Here is a 13,929-nt window from a genome sequence, read left to right on the forward strand (position 1 = left end):
TGACGCCAAGACATGCCGGGTTGTCCAAACTCCCAAAGCCACAGGAGATTGCCCTGCCCTTAGGGGGAGATGCCCGGTTTACCCTGCGAAGCGGCAGCGCAGCTGCTGCGGAGGACGGGCAGGGCAGAGGGGGGTGCCTCGCGCATCCGTTCGCGTTTAAATGCATTTCGGCCCGCACCTCCTCCTCGCCGCGCTCGAAGGCCTCGTCACCTCCGCCGTGCTGGCGCTGACGGCGCTTGGCCTGTCGCTGGTGTTCGGCGTCATGCGCGTCGTCAATGTCGCGCATGGCGAGTTCTTCATGCTGGGCGCGGTGCTCGCCTGGGCCGTCTCGACGGCGATTTCCGGCCACCCGGCGATCGGTTTCGTCGCCGCGCTGGTGATCGCGCCCTTGCTGGTCGGGCTGGTCGCGCTGATTGCCGAACGCCTGGTGCTGCGCCGGCTCCACTACAATCCCGAAGGCACCATCGTCGCCACCATCGGCATGCTCTACATCATCCAGCAGCTGGCGCTGACCTTCTATGGTCCCGAGGCGCGCCCGGTGGAGCCGCCCTTCACCTACCGCATCCTTCTGCCGTGGTTCGGCTATTCCGGCTACAAGCTCTCGGTGGTCGCCGCCTCGGCCATTGTGCTGGTGATCACCTGGCTGGTGCTGACGCGAACGAAGATCGGCCTGATCATGCGGGCAACCCAGTATGACCGCGAGACGGCGCAGGCCTTCGGCATCCCGGTCGAGCGCGTCTATGCCGGCGTCTTCGCCGTCGGCGCCATGCTGGCGGCGATCGCCGCGGTGCTGATCGTGCCGATCAGCCAGGCGCATTACCTGATGGGGCAGGATCCGCTGCTCTTATCCTTCATCGTCGTCATCATCGGTGGCCTGGGGTCGCTGCGCGGCACCGTTGCGGCAGCCGTCCTGATAGGCCTCTCCGACGGCATCATCTCGATGTTCTTCTCGCCGACCCTGGCCAAGATCATCGCCACGCTGGTCGTCGCCATGGTGCTGGTGTTCCGGCCGCAAGGCCTGTTCGGGACCACGCCGCGATGAGGGATGCTTCGCCGGCAAAGACCTACGCGCTGCATGTCGGCGTCATCGCGCTGCTGTTCGCGCTGAACTTCGTCCTGCCGGACTACCACCAGGGCCTGTTCGCCCGCATCATGGCGCTCGCCGTTTTCGCCATGGGCAACAATCTGCTCTTCGGCTATGTCGGCCTGCTCAGCCTCGGCCACGCCATGTTCTTCTCGGCCGGCCTCTACGGTGCGGGCTTGGCCGTCTATCATCTCGGCTGGGGCGTCCCGGAAGCTTTTGTCGCCGGCGTCGGCTGTGGCGCGCTGCTCGCCCTGGTCATCGGCCTGCTGGCGCTGCGCACATCCGGCGTTGCCTTCATGATCGTCACCATGATGTTCGCCCAGGTCTTCTATCTGCTGATCCTCTATTTCGCCGCCTGGACCGGCGGTGACCAGGGCCTTGTCATCCAGCAGGCATCGCGGGTAATCGCGATCGGCGGCGCGTCCTTCGACCTGACCAATCCGAACGTGCGCTACATGAGCGCCCTGGCGCTTTTCTCGACCATTCTGCTCGTCACTTTAGCCGTCGTCCGCTCCCGCTTCGGCCGCGTGCTGGTCGCCATTCGCGAGAACGAGGAGCGCACCAAGATGCTCGGCTACGACACGCTCGCCAACAAGCTCGCCGCGGTCGTCGCCTCCGGGGCCATCTGCGCGGCCTCGGGCGCGGCCTATGCGCTGCTGTTCGGCTATGTCGGCTCGAGCTTCGCTTCCGTGCAATATTCGATCCTGCCGCTGCTCTGGGTGCTGCTCGGGGGTGCCGCGACCACGCTCGGGCCGCTGATCGGCACGCTGTTCATGTACTATGTCACCGACATCACCAGCGGCTTCACCTCGGCCTATCTGCTGATCGTCGGCGTGGCGCTGATCCTGTTGGTGCTGTTCTTCCCGAAAGGCATCTTGGGCAGCATCCGCGAGCGCTGGCTGGGGTGGCTGCCATGATGCCGCTGCTTACCACCAAGGGCCTGTCGCGTCATTTCGGCGGCCTGCGCGCGGTCGACGGAGTCGACTTCGCGCTGATGCCGGGCGAGATCCGCGCCATCATCGGCCCCAACGGCGCCGGCAAGACCACCTTCGTCAGCCTGCTCTCAGGCCGCATCCGGCCATCCTCGGGCATGGTCGTCTTCGACGGCGCCGACATCACCGCCATGCCGGCCTACAAAAGAGTTCGCCTCGGCGTCGCCTATACGTTCCAGATCACCAGCGTCTTCGCCAATATCACCGCCTTCGACAATGTCGCGCTGCCGGTGCAGCGCACGTTGACCGACGGCCGCACGAAGGGCCAGGTGAGAAACGGCGTGATGGCGGCACTCGAACGGACCGGTCTCGCCGACCGCGCCGGCACGCTTGCCGGGCAGCTTTCCTATGGCCACCAGCGCCTGCTGGAAGTCGCGATGGGCCTGGCGCTGAAGCCGCGTCTGCTGATCCTCGACGAGCCGACGCAGGGTCTGGCCGACAGCGAGATCGACAATTTCATCACTTTGGTGCGCGAGATCGCCAGGGACGCAACGGTGCTTTTGATCGAGCACAACATGCCGGTGGTCATGCAGCTTGCCGACCGCATCACCGTCTTCAATTCGGGAAGGATCCTCGCCGAGGGAACGCCGGAGCAGATCCGCGCCAACACGCAAGTTCAGGATGCCTATCTCGGAGCGACCCATGGCTGACTCCGTTGGAACCAATGGCGGATTGCTCACCATTTCCGGCCTCGATTGCTTCTACGGCGAGGTGCAGGTGCTCTACGGCCTCGACCTCACGCTGAACAAGGGCGAGGTGCTTTGCCTGTTCGGCCGCAACGGCGCCGGCAAGACGACGACGCTGAAGGCGATCATGGGTCTGGTTCCGGCGGCTGCCGGCTCGATCAAGCTGGACGGCAAGGAGCTGACCGGGCTTGCCGCGCATGACGTGCCGAAGGCCGGCGTCGCCTATGTGCCGCAGGGCAGGCGATTGTTCGCCGAGATGACGGTGGCGGAAAACATCGAGATCGGCCTGATGGCGCGCGGCAGGGGCAGAGAGACGCGTGAAAACGTGCTCGATCTCTTCCCGTTGCTCAGGGAACGGTTGAGGCAGCGTTCCGGCACGCTGTCGGGCGGCGAGCAGCAGATGCTGGCGATGGCCCGCGCGCTCTGCCTCGAGCCGCAGGTGCTGCTGCTCGACGAGCCGACCGAAGGGCTGATGCCGTCGATGATCGCCAAGATCCGCGAGACGGTGGCGAAGCTGCGCGAGCTCGGCGTCTCGACCATCCTGGTCGAGCAGCGCGTCGACGCTGTGCTGTCGGTCGCCGACCGCGTCGCATTCATCGAAAACGGCCGCAACCGCGAGACGGTCGATGTCGAGGCGTTGCGGGCGGATCCGTCGGCGGTGCGCAGGTATGTGGGCGTTGGGTAAGGCGCCGAATGCGCGTCGGTGCCAAGACTATCGGCGGCTGCGCTGCCCCTCATTGCCCTGCCGGGCATTTCTCCCCGTGAACGGGGAGAAAGAAGCCGGCCGCGATCTCGGCGGTCATACTGCAACGTTGGTGATTGGCGAAATCGGCGATGCCAGGTCCCTTCTCCCCGTTCACGGGGAGAAGATGGCGGCAGCCAGATGAGGGGCAGCGCCGGCGGTGGAAATTGAGTAGCTCAGCTCATCGAAAAAACAAAAGCCCCGCAACCAAGAACGTCGGGATCAGCACCAAGCCGGACCACGCCATATAGCCGAAGAAGCCGGGCATCTTGAAGCCGCGATGCCGGGCGATGGCGAAGACCATGAAGTTCGGCGCATTGCCGATATAGGTGTTGGCGCCCATGAATACGGCGCCCGCCGAGATCGCGGCCAATGTCGAGGCGGCCTCGGTCATCAAGTGGTTCGCATCGCCGCCGGCAAGCTCGAAGAACACGAGATAGGTCGGCGCATTGTCTAGGAACGACGACAACGCCCCGGTCAGCCAGAAATAGGCGAGGTTATTCGGCTGGCCGTCGGCGGATGTGACCAGGGCCACCAGCGGCGCCAGAGCGCCGTTATGGCCGGCCCGCAGGATGGCGATCACCGGCACGATGCAGGTGAATATGCCAGCAAAGAGTTTCGCCACCTCGGCGATCGGCTCCCAGGTGAAGCCGTTCGCCTCGCGGTGGCTCTTGTACGACACCTTGAGGGACAGCAAGGCGAGCGCCAGGATGATGGCGTCGCGCACCAGGTTCTGCAGCTCGAGGCCGACGCCGAGGATCGGGATGCTGACGCCCGGCTTCCAGCTCGCCGAAAGCAGGATCGCGCCGATCACGCCGGCAAGCAGCGGCAGGTTGGCAAGGCCGCGCAGGCGCACCTTTGTGTCCGGCGTCGGATCCTTGATCTTCGGCATGCCGCCTTCGCGACGATGCAGCACGATATCGAGCGCCAGGAAGACGACGAGCACCAGCCCGCCGGTGACCAGCGTCTCGCGCCACAGGTTCGTGGTCGTCCAGAAGAAATCGACGCCGCGCAGGAAGCCGACGAACAGCGGCGGGTCGCCAAGCGGCGTCAGCGAGCCGCCGATGTTGGAGACCAGGAAGATGAAGAAGATCACCACATGCGCGTTGAACGGCCGGTTGTCGTTGGCGCGCAGCATCGGCCGGATCAGGATCATCGAGGCGCCGGTCGTGCCGATCACCGAGGCAAGCAGCGCACCGATGAGCAGCAGGCCGGCATTGGTGAGCGGCGTGCCGTGGATGTTGCCGGCAAGCAGGATGCCGCCCGAGATGGTGTAGAGCGCGAACAGGAGGATGATGAAGGACAGATATTCGGTAAGCAGCGTGTGCAGCACCGCTTCGCCTGCCGACGGAAGGCCGAAGGCGATCGTCAGCGGCACCACCGCCAGCATGGCCCAGGCAGCGGCGATCTTGCCGTAATGATGCTCCCACGCATGCGGGAAAAGCAGCGGTCCGGTCGCGATCGACAACAGCAGGCCGGCAAAAGGCAATCCCCACCACAGCGGCATCGCGGCGCCCGGCAGCCCGTGAATTTCGGCCGCGAGCGCCTGCGCTGGAAACAGCATCGCGATGGCGAGCGCGATGAATGATAAAAGCCCCCTCATCCGGCCGATCCGCGCTCTCCCTTCTCCCCTTGTGGGAGAAGGTGGATCGGCGCGCAGCGCCGAGACGGATGAGGGCGGCTGGTGGGTTTATCGGCGAAGGCCAACGCAACGCCGTCATCCTCGGGCTTGTCCCGAGGATCCGCCGTCGCACGCGGGTATAGCGCGTCCAGTTCAGGGATGCCGGTAGATCCTCGGGACAAGCCCGAGGATGACGCCATCAAGGTATGCCGGCTATTCGAACTTCCAAGTCCAGATGCGATTGACGAGAGGTCGCCCGAATTGCCGTTCGCGATTCGGTTGGTAGGCTTATCGGCAAAGGCCAACGCAACGCCGTCATCCTCGGGCTTGTCCCGAGGATCCGCCGTCGCACGCGGGTATAGCGCGTCTAGTTTAAGGAGGCCGGTAGATCCTCGGGACAAGCCCGAGGATGACGCCATCAAGGTATGCCGGCTATTCGAACTTCCAAGTCCATATGTGATTGACGAGAGGTCGCCCGAATTGCCGTTCGCGATTCGGTTGGCGATCCAGGTGAGGGGGACCTTCCCCACTCAATCCGCCGAATGGTCTTCGAGCGCCACGCCGACGTCGCGCATCCGCTTCAGCATCGCCTCGACCGAGCCGTTGAGATCGATGCCGCGGCAGGCGTCGAGCCGCACGGTCGTCCTGAAACCTTGCTTGACCGCGTCGAGCGCCGAGAAGGCGACGCAGAAATCGGTGGCGAGGCCGACCAGGGTGATCGTGTCGATGCCGCGTTCCTTCAGATAGCCTCCGAGGCCGGTCGGCGTCTTATGGTCGTTCTCGAAGAAGGCGGAATAAGAATCGATCGCGGTACGAAATCCCTTGCGGATCACCAGTTCCGCCTTGGTCCAGGCGAGCCCGGAATGGAAATCGGAGCCGAGGCTTCCCTGGATGCAGTGATCGGGCCACAGCGTCTGCGGCCCATACGGCATCTCGATGCTTTCAAAAGGCTGCTTGCCGGGATGGCTGGAGGCAAAGCTCGAATGCCCGGCCGGGTGCCAGTCCTGTGTCAGGATAACATGCTCGGTCCGCCGGATCAGGTCGTTGACCAAGGGCACGATCTCGTCGCCGCCGGCAACCGCCAGCGCGCCGCCGGGGCAAAAATCATTCTGCAGGTCGATGACGATGAGCGCTTCTTCGGCCATGCGGTCCCTTTCGTTTCGGCCCTCTCGTCTGGCTTGGGGCACCTGTCCAAAAGCCGCTGACGCGACCGGACACGGAACCTTGACCAGATGGCCGGCTGCGTCAACCTCCGGCGCCATAACAATCGCGTTCAGCTCTTCGCCGCGCCAACTCCGGCTTTGACAATTCCGGCCGGCCTGATATCATTTGCATACGAATGAATTTGACCGGTCTGGAGATCGGCAACAAGACCTGAAGCGGCACTTCGGGAGGCCCGGGGAAGGCCTAAACTCTGGGAAGGCCCAATTGTCTGGAAGGCAGAGCGTGATCCGTTACGCAAAACCCACCACGGTCGACGAAGCGCTCGCTTTGCTTGGCGAGGACCGTTGGCGCGTTCTCGCCGGCGGCACGGATTTCTATCCGGCACAGGGCGCGAAACCCTTCCGCGACAACGTCCTCGACATCAACGCTCTCGCCGAACTGCGCGGCGTCGCCGAAACCGCCGAGCATTGGCGGATCGGCGCCCGCACGACCTGGATCGACATCGTGCACCAGCCGCTCCCGCCCGCCTTCGACGCGCTGAAGGCGGCCGCGCGCGAGGTCGGCTCGGTCCAGATTCAGAACGTCGCATCAATTGCCGGCAATCTCTGCAATGCCTCGCCGGCGGCGGATGGCGTGCCGGCGCTTTTGGCCCTCGATGCCGATGTCGAATTGCGCTCGGCGAAAGCCGTCCGCCATCTGGCCCTCAGTGAATTCATCCTCGGCAATCGCCGCACGGCGCTGCAGCCGGGCGAGATGGTCACCGCCATCCGTGTCCCGAAGCATTCCACTGCCGGCACCTCGGCCTTCGTCAAGCTCGGCGCCCGGCGTTATCTCGTCATCTCGATCGCCATGGCCGCGGCGCGGCTGGTGGTCGAGAATGGCGTCGTCGCCGATGCGGCGATCGCCGTCGGCGCTTGCTCGGCGGTCGCCCGCCGTCTCGCCGGCGTCGAGACGGCGTTGCGCGGGCAGCCAGTTACTTCCGCTCTTGCCGATGCGGTGCTGTCGGCGCCGTTCGATGAATTGTCGCCGATCGCCGATGTGCGTGGCAGCGCGGAATACCGACAAGCAGCCGCGCGCGAGATCGTAGCCCGCGCGGTGCGCGCTGCGATCGGCCACGGCGAAGGCAAGGTGGCCGCATGAGCATGACCCAGTCCGGTGCTGCCAAATCCGGCATGGCTCAATCTGGCATGGCCCGGTCCGGTATGGACCGCTCCGAGATCGCCTTCGAGGTCAACGGCGCCGCCGTCAGCGTGTCGGTGCCGCCGGTCAGGCGTCTCTCGCAGGTGTTGCGCGACGAGTTGCGGCTGACCGGCACCAAGGTCGGCTGCGATGCCGGCGATTGCGGCGCCTGCACGGTGCTGGTCGACGGCAATCCGGTTTGCGCCTGCCTGATGCCGGCGGCCTCCGTAGCCGGCGCCTCCGTCACCACTGTCGAAGGCCTCGCCAATGGCCGGCTGTCCGCCTTGCAGGCGTCGTTCCTGGAACATGGCGCCGCGCAATGCGGCATCTGCACGCCCGGCCTGCTTGTGGCGGCCACCGCGCTGCTGGATCGCAATCCTACGCCGAGCGAGGCCGAGACGCAGGACGCGTTGGGCGGCGTCCTCTGCCGCTGCACCGGCTACAGGAAGATCGTCGCGGCGGTGATGCAGGCCTCGCAGCACATGAACAGCGTGGATCTTCGCCTGCCGGAAGCTGGCCATGCCGTCGGTGCCTCGCCGGTCCGGCTCGACGGCGTGCCGAAAGTCACCGGTGACGAAAAATTCGGCGGCGATTCCTTTCCAGCCGACGCACTGGCGGTGCTTGTGGTGCGCTCGCCGCATTATCACGCCCGCTTCAGCCTCGGCGATGTCGACGCCTGGACGGAAGCGCATCCCGGCATTGCCGGCGTCTTCACGGCGGCGGATATCCCTGGCCACAACTGCTTCGGCGTCATCGGCCCCTTCGCCGACCAGCCGGCGCTTGCCGATGGTTTTGCGCGCCTGCGCGGCGAGGCCGTGGCGCTCGTCGCCGGCGAGCGCGAAGCGATCCTCGAACTCGACCTGACGGATTTCCCTATCGCCTGGACCGAGCTGCCGCATATGCTGCAGCCCCGCGAGGCGAAGGCCGAAGGCGCTGCGCTGATCCATTCGCACCGCCCGGCGAATCTCCTGACCTCCGGCTATGTCGAGCGCGGCGATCCCGATGGCGCGCTCGCCGGGGCAGCAGCCACTGTCTCAGGCGCCATCGAGACGTCCTTCGTCGAGCACGCCTATATCGAGCCGGAAGCCGGCTACGCCTATTTGGATGGCGACACGCTGGTGGTCGTCGCCTGCACCCAGGCGCCCTATATGGACCGCGATGACACGGCCAAGGTGCTGGGCCTTGCCGTAGACAAGGTGCGCATCGTGCCGACAGCGACAGGCGGCGGCTTCGGCTCGAAGCTAGATGTCTCGCTGCAGCCTCTCATCGGCCTCGTGGCGATGAAGACCGGCCGGCCGGCGGCACTTGCCTACACGCGCAACGAATCGATGATGTCGACCACCAAGCGCCATCCGGCCGAGATGAAGGCGACCATCGGCGCCGATGCCGAGGGCCGGGTCACCGGCATGGTCTTCGAAGGCGATTTCAACACCGGCGCCTATGCCAGCTGGGGTCCGACCGTCGCCAACCGCGTGCCGGTGCATGCCTCCGGCCCTTACCTCACGCCGAACTACCGGGCGACGGGCTACGCCATCCACACCAATGGACCGATCGCCGGCGCGTTCCGCGGCTTCGGTGTGCCGCAGGCCACCATCATGCAGGAGACGCTCTATGACGAGCTCGCCGCAAAGCTCGGCCTGGATCGTCTCGATTTCCGGCTGAAGAACTGCCTTCGTAACGGGTACGAAACAGTCACGGGTCAGCGCCTGGAATCCGGTGTCGGTATCGGCGAATGCCTGGAACAGCTCAAGCCGCATTGGGCGCGTGCGCTGGCGGACGCGGAGGCGTTCAACGCAGCCCATACGGCGAGCAAGCGCGGCGTTGGCGTCGCCTCCTGCTGGTATGGCTGCGGCAACACTTCGCTGCCCAATCCGTCCACCATCAAGGTCGGCATCTCGGCCGCGGGTGACGTCGTCCTGCACCAGGGCGCGGTCGACATCGGCCAAGGCTCCAACACCGTCATCAGCCAGATATGTGCCGACGCGCTCGGCCTGCCGCTGGCCTGTTTCAAGCTGAAGAGCGCCGATACCGCCATCACGCCCGACGCCGGCAAAACATCTGCATCGCGGCAGACTTTTGTAACGGGCAAGGCGGCGGAGAAGGCCGGCCGCGCATTGCGCGAAAAAATCCTGCGCTTCGCCAATGTCTCTGGCCAGGCGACGATCGCGCTCGACGGCGCCAGCATCTCCATCCGCGAAGGCGATGCCGCGCGGCGCATCGATCTTGCGGCGCTCAAGGCCGATGCCGACGGCTTCGTCTTCGTCGCGGAAGAAACCTACGACCCGCCAACGCTGCCGCTCGATGCCAAGGGCCAGGGCAAGCCTTACGCGGTCTACGGCTATGGCGCGCAGATCGCCGAGCTTGAGGTCGATCTCAAGCTCGGCACCGTAAAGTTGATCAAGATCACCGCCGCGCATGATGTCGGCAAGGCGATCAACCCGGTGCTGGTCGAAGGCCAGATCGAGGGCGGCATTGCGCAAGGCATCGGCATGGCGCTGATGGAGGAATATATCCCCGGCCGCACCGAGAACCTGCACGACTACCTCATCCCGACCATCGGCGACGTGCCGCCAATCGAACATATATTGGTCGAGGTTCCGGATCCGGAAGGACCCTTCGGCGCCAAAGGGTTGGGCGAGCATGTGCTGATCCCGACCGTGCCGGCGATCCTCAATGCCATTCGCCATGCCACAGGCGTCCTGGTCGCCAAGGTGCCGGCGACGCCGAGCCGCATCTTGGCGGCGATCCGCGAGAAGGAGGCGCGCCGATGAGCGAGCTTGCCGAACGTTTCGAGACCCATGACCCCGGCGAGAAGCAGGTGGCGGAAAAGATCCGCTGCGATGCCTGTCCGGTCATGTGCTACATCGCCGACGGCCGCACCGGCGCCTGCGACCGCTACGGCAATGTCGGCGGCCGCATCGTGCGCATGGATCCGCTGACCATCCTCGACCACGCGGCCGAAACCGGCGGCGCGGTCGTGCCCTTCGTCGCCGAGGGCGAGGCGTGGCGCGGCGAGCTGGTCAACACCGGACGCCGCTTCGTCACCGCGATCGGCGCCGGCACCACCTATCCCGACTACAAGCCCGCGCCCTTCATCGTCAGCCAGGAGGTGGAAGGCGTCGATCTCGTCACCGTCGTCACCGAGGGCATCTTCTCCTACTGCGGCGTCAAGGTGAAGATCGACACCGACCGACACATCGGTGACGAGACGGCGATCGTGCGCGCGCAAGGCGAGGCGATCGGCCATGTCACGACGGGCGAATACGGCTCGCAGATGCTGTCGCTCGGCGGCGTCCATCATTTGACCGGCGGCTCCAAGGCCGAAGGTCGCGCCACTTGCGACGCCCTGCTCAATCTGTGCAACCGCAAGCCCGTCGAGCTCACCATCGACGGCGGCGCGACGGTCATCGTCGAAGCCGGCAAGGCGCCGGTCATCGACGGCAAGGTCGAGCATCGCATGCGCGTCGGCTGCGGCTCGGCCACCATCGGCATGTTCGCCACGCAATGGCGCGGTCTGGTCGACGAGGTGGTGGTGGTCGACGATCACATCACCGGCGTCGTCTCCGAGCATCAGGCCGGCAAGGTGCTGGGCTGGGAAGATACCGGGATAAAGATCATCGGCCGCCGTTCGACGCCCGGCCGCTATTTCAAGGTGTCGGAGCCCGGTCTCGGCTGGGGCGGCACGACGATCTCCGATCCGCTGTCGATCCTCGGCGACTGGAACGCCAAGAAGGGCGCGCGTCCCGGCCTGTCGCTGCTGATGGTGTCGACCACCGGCGAGCAGTTCGCCTATTACGAGCTGGACGACGAGCTGAAGCCGATCCAGAAGCCATTTCCCGAGCGGCTGCAAAAGTCCGTCGACCTGATCGAGGACAATTGCGAGCCGGCTTTGTGCACGGTTCTGTTCATCGGCGGCGCCGGCGGCTCGCTGCGCGCCGGCGTCACCGAAAACCCGGTAAACCTCACCCGCTCGGTGCAAGGGTTGAAGACCTATGTGACCGTGGGCGGCGCGCCGGTCTATGTCTGGCCGGGCGGCGGCATCACGCTGATGGTCGACGTCACCCGCGTGCCGGAAGGCGCCTTCGGCTATGTGCCGACGCCGGCGCTGGTGGCGCCGATCGAGTTCACCATGCGCCGCGACGATTATGTCCGGTTGGGCGGCTACGAGAACGAGATCCGCAGCGTCGACGACATCCTCGCCAAGGGCGGCGAGTATCTCAATCCGCGCCGCGGCACCGGCGCGCCCGCCGGCAATCCCTGGCCGCCGCTGGCGCAGCTGCGCCGCGACGTGGCGAACGGGGCCGGCTGATGAACGGCCCGCAGGCGCATTGGCTTGCCGACGGCAGGCGCCTCCATCTCAACCATGGGCCGATCGACCTCGTCGTCGAGGCTTTTGGTCCCACCGATGAATGCCGCGCCGCTTACGAACAGGCTGTCGCCCGCTTTCAGACGATCCTGATCGAGGTGGTCGAGGAACTGCCCGAATTGCGCTTGCCGGCCTTCTTCCTGGCGCCGCGCGACTTCGCCGGCCCGACCGCGCGCCGCATGGAGGCTGCCGTCATGCCGTTGGCGGAATGCTTCATCACGCCGATGGCCGCCGTTGCCGGTTCGGTAGCCGACGAAATTCTCAGCGCAATGCTCGCCGGTCGCCGGCTCGATCGCGCTTACGTCAACAATGGCGGCGACTGCGCTCTCCATCTTGGCATCGGCCAGACGATGACGGTGGCGATCGCCGGTACCGGGAATGGCATGGCCGACCGCGTCGCCATTCGCGCCGAGGACGACGTGCACGGCGTTGCCACCAGCGGCTGGCGCGGCCGGTCGTTTTCACTGGGCATAGCCGACGCCGTCACGGTGCTGGCGCCGACCGGCGCGGAGGCCGACGCGGCGGCAACGCTGATTGCCAACGCCGTCGACCTGCCTGGACATCCTGCCATTGCACGCGTTGCGGCGCGCGAGCTGGCGCCGGACAGCGATCTCGGCGAGATGCTGGTGACACAAAGCGTCGGCCCGCTTGACGCCTCCGAAATTGCGCGCGCGCTGGACAACGGCCTTGCCGTCGCCGAAGATTTTCGCCGGCGCGGCCTGATCGCCGCATCGGCGTTGTTTCTGGCGGGCGAGGCCCGCATCAGCGGATCGGTGACGCTCGCCGCGCCCAACAAACATAAAGCGAAGGAAACTGCCCATGCCTGATTTTCCGATCCGCAAGATCGCGGTCCTGACCGAGGAGATTTTTCACGACGGCGGACCCGTGGCGAAAGAGTCGCGCCTGCGCGCCGCAGCCATGGCTGTGGTAAAAAATCCCTTCGCCGGCCGCTATGTCGAAGACCTGCAGAGCGCCATGGAAGACCTGAAGCCGTTGGGACTTCTGCTCTCCGACAGGTTGATCGCGGCGCTCGGCGGCGACGTGAAGAAGATCGACGGCTACGGCAAGGGTGCCATCGTCGGTGCGGCAGGGGAGTTGGAACATGGCGCGCTATGGCACGTGCCCGGCGGCTACGCCATGCGCGAGCGTCTCGGCGACGCCAAGGCCATTGTGCCGTCGGCCAAGAAGGTCGGCGCCTTCGGCGCGCGGCTCGATGTGCCGCTCGGCCACATCAACGCCGCCTATGTGCGCAGCCATTTCGACGCCATGGAGGTCGGCATCAGCGACGGCCCGCGCCCGGACGAGATCCTGTTTTGCCTCGCCATGACCTGCGGTCCGCGCGTCCACAACCGCATGGGCGGCCTGGCGGCAGAGGATATCAAGGCATGGGACGGCTTGAGATGAGCGGCGAGGACAATTTGCTGCGGCTGGTCGAGGCCGAAGACGGCGACGAGAACAACTACCATCTGCAGGATCAGGTCGGCTTCATTCTGCGCAAGGCGCACCAGCGCCATGTCTCGATCTTCGCCTCGCATATCGGCGACCTGACGCCGCCGCAATTCGCGGCTTTGGCCAAGCTTCACGATATCGGCGAAACCTCGCAGAACCAGCTGGGAACGCTGATCGCCATGGATGCCGCAACCGTGAAGGGCGTTATCGACCGGCTGAAGGCGCGAGACCTTGTCGAAGTCTCCAAGCACGAGGTCGACAAAAGGCGGCTGCTGGTCAATCTGACGCCGAAAGGCCGCGAGGCGATCGAGCGGCTGATCCCGCTGGCCCGCGCCATCACCGAGGAAACGCTGGCGCCGCTGACGGCCAAGGAAACCGCGACGTTCCTGCGGCTGCTGGCGAAGCTGGCGTGAGCTCCAAGGGCTCGATTGACCGAGCCCTCCCAACTTCGTCATTCCAGGGCGGAGCAGGAGCGAAGCTCCGTCGCGAAGACCCTGGAATCCATGCCGTGACCTCAGCCGAAGAAAGCAGCGGAGCAGAATTCTGCACCGTGAGCGGCGCTCCTGCGTAACGGGATTCCATGGCCTGCGCGCATCGCTTCGCTCCTTGCTACGCCATAGAATGACGAAGCGATACGCGTTGCGGC

The 13,929-nt window shown here is 65.6% G+C and carries 12 protein-coding genes; 10 read left to right on the forward strand and 2 right to left on the reverse strand.

Going from position 1 to position 13,929, the window contains the following annotated elements; genetic code table 11:
* Window positions 1-160 precede the first annotated feature (160 nt).
* From FJ419_RS01675 to FJ419_RS01690, 4 genes are read left to right on the forward strand one after another with little or no spacing between them, the layout of a single operon-like run.
* Entirely contained in the window at window positions 161-1,042 is an 882-nt protein-coding gene (locus FJ419_RS01675; RefSeq protein ID WP_140686961.1) for a branched-chain amino acid ABC transporter permease, read from the forward strand.
* Window positions 1,039-2,001, forward strand: coding sequence for a branched-chain amino acid ABC transporter permease (locus FJ419_RS01680; RefSeq protein ID WP_140686962.1), 963 nt, complete (start codon window positions 1,039-1,041; stop codon window positions 1,999-2,001). The genes FJ419_RS01675 and FJ419_RS01680 overlap by 4 nt, the downstream gene beginning before the upstream one ends.
* Window positions 1,998-2,726: an ABC transporter ATP-binding protein gene (locus FJ419_RS01685; RefSeq protein ID WP_140686963.1), complete on the forward strand. Its 729-nt coding sequence runs from the start codon at window positions 1,998-2,000 to the stop codon at window positions 2,724-2,726. The genes FJ419_RS01680 and FJ419_RS01685 overlap by 4 nt, the downstream gene beginning before the upstream one ends.
* Window positions 2,719-3,447 (forward strand): ABC transporter ATP-binding protein, encoded by a 729-nt coding sequence (locus FJ419_RS01690; RefSeq protein WP_140686964.1) that lies wholly within the window; start codon window positions 2,719-2,721, stop codon window positions 3,445-3,447. The genes FJ419_RS01685 and FJ419_RS01690 overlap by 8 nt, the downstream gene beginning before the upstream one ends.
* Window positions 3,448-3,685: 238 nt before the next feature.
* Here FJ419_RS01690 and FJ419_RS01695 read toward each other — a convergent pair whose 3' ends face one another.
* Together FJ419_RS01695 and pncA are read right to left on the reverse strand one after the other, a co-directional pair.
* Window positions 3,686-5,107 (reverse strand): sodium:proton antiporter, encoded by a 1,422-nt coding sequence (locus tag FJ419_RS01695; protein ID WP_140686965.1) that lies wholly within the window; start codon window positions 5,105-5,107, stop codon window positions 3,686-3,688.
* A gap of 548 nt (window positions 5,108-5,655) precedes the next feature.
* A complete protein-coding gene (gene pncA / locus FJ419_RS01700) occupies window positions 5,656-6,270 on the reverse strand; it encodes a bifunctional nicotinamidase/pyrazinamidase (protein WP_140686966.1) in 615 nt (204 codons plus the stop codon).
* A 301-nt stretch (window positions 6,271-6,571) separates the two neighbouring features.
* On the opposite strand from pncA, the gene FJ419_RS01705 reads away from it, so the two are divergent.
* The 6 genes from FJ419_RS01705 to FJ419_RS01730 all read left to right on the forward strand — a co-directional run bounded on the left by FJ419_RS01705 (window position 6,572) and on the right by FJ419_RS01730 (window position 13,696).
* A complete protein-coding gene (locus tag FJ419_RS01705) occupies window positions 6,572-7,429 on the forward strand; it encodes a xanthine dehydrogenase family protein subunit M (RefSeq protein WP_140686967.1) in 858 nt (285 codons plus the stop codon).
* A gap of 62 nt (window positions 7,430-7,491) precedes the next feature.
* Window positions 7,492-10,239, forward strand: coding sequence for a molybdopterin-dependent oxidoreductase (locus tag FJ419_RS01710; RefSeq protein WP_181170607.1), 2,748 nt, complete (start codon window positions 7,492-7,494; stop codon window positions 10,237-10,239).
* Window positions 10,236-11,777, forward strand: coding sequence for a 6-hydroxynicotinate reductase (locus tag FJ419_RS01715; RefSeq protein WP_140686969.1), 1,542 nt, complete (start codon window positions 10,236-10,238; stop codon window positions 11,775-11,777). Before FJ419_RS01710 ends, FJ419_RS01715 begins: the two co-directional genes overlap by 4 nt.
* Window positions 11,777-12,661 (forward strand): UPF0280 family protein, encoded by an 885-nt coding sequence (locus FJ419_RS01720; protein ID WP_140686970.1) that lies wholly within the window; start codon window positions 11,777-11,779, stop codon window positions 12,659-12,661. Before FJ419_RS01715 ends, FJ419_RS01720 begins: the two co-directional genes overlap by 1 nt.
* Window positions 12,654-13,238: an amino acid synthesis family protein gene (locus tag FJ419_RS01725; RefSeq protein WP_140686971.1), complete on the forward strand. Its 585-nt coding sequence runs from the start codon at window positions 12,654-12,656 to the stop codon at window positions 13,236-13,238. The genes FJ419_RS01720 and FJ419_RS01725 overlap by 8 nt, the downstream gene beginning before the upstream one ends.
* Window positions 13,235-13,696: a MarR family transcriptional regulator gene (locus FJ419_RS01730; protein ID WP_140688106.1), complete on the forward strand. Its 462-nt coding sequence runs from the start codon at window positions 13,235-13,237 to the stop codon at window positions 13,694-13,696. Before FJ419_RS01725 ends, FJ419_RS01730 begins: the two co-directional genes overlap by 4 nt.
* Window positions 13,697-13,929: the final 233 nt, after the last annotated feature.

The organism is Mesorhizobium sp. B2-6-2 (assembly GCF_006440615.1).
GTDB lineage: Bacteria > Pseudomonadota > Alphaproteobacteria > Rhizobiales > Rhizobiaceae > Mesorhizobium.

What these genes read in the sequence shown, in the direction of transcription:
- FJ419_RS01690 (WP_140686964.1), top strand. Translation starts at nt 2,719, where the DNA reads ATGGCTGACTCCGTTGGAACCAATGGCGGATTGCTCACCATTTCCGGC.
- FJ419_RS01675 (WP_140686961.1), top strand. Translation starts at nt 161, where the DNA reads ATGCATTTCGGCCCGCACCTCCTCCTCGCCGCGCTCGAAGGCCTCGTC.
- FJ419_RS01715 (WP_140686969.1), top strand. Translation starts at nt 10,236, where the DNA reads ATGAGCGAGCTTGCCGAACGTTTCGAGACCCATGACCCCGGCGAGAAG.
- FJ419_RS01680 (WP_140686962.1), top strand. Translation starts at nt 1,039, where the DNA reads ATGAGGGATGCTTCGCCGGCAAAGACCTACGCGCTGCATGTCGGCGTC.
- FJ419_RS01710 (WP_181170607.1), top strand. Translation starts at nt 7,492, where the DNA reads ATGGACCGCTCCGAGATCGCCTTCGAGGTCAACGGCGCCGCCGTCAGC.
- FJ419_RS01720 (WP_140686970.1), top strand. Translation starts at nt 11,777, where the DNA reads ATGAACGGCCCGCAGGCGCATTGGCTTGCCGACGGCAGGCGCCTCCAT.
- FJ419_RS01685 (WP_140686963.1), top strand. Translation starts at nt 1,998, where the DNA reads ATGATGCCGCTGCTTACCACCAAGGGCCTGTCGCGTCATTTCGGCGGC.
- FJ419_RS01725 (WP_140686971.1), top strand. Translation starts at nt 12,654, where the DNA reads ATGCCTGATTTTCCGATCCGCAAGATCGCGGTCCTGACCGAGGAGATT.
- pncA (WP_140686966.1), bottom strand. Translation starts at nt 6,270, where the DNA reads ATGGCCGAAGAAGCGCTCATCGTCATCGACCTGCAGAATGATTTTTGC.
- FJ419_RS01695 (WP_140686965.1), bottom strand. Translation starts at nt 5,107, where the DNA reads ATGAGGGGGCTTTTATCATTCATCGCGCTCGCCATCGCGATGCTGTTT.
- FJ419_RS01730 (WP_140688106.1), top strand. Translation starts at nt 13,235, where the DNA reads ATGAGCGGCGAGGACAATTTGCTGCGGCTGGTCGAGGCCGAAGACGGC.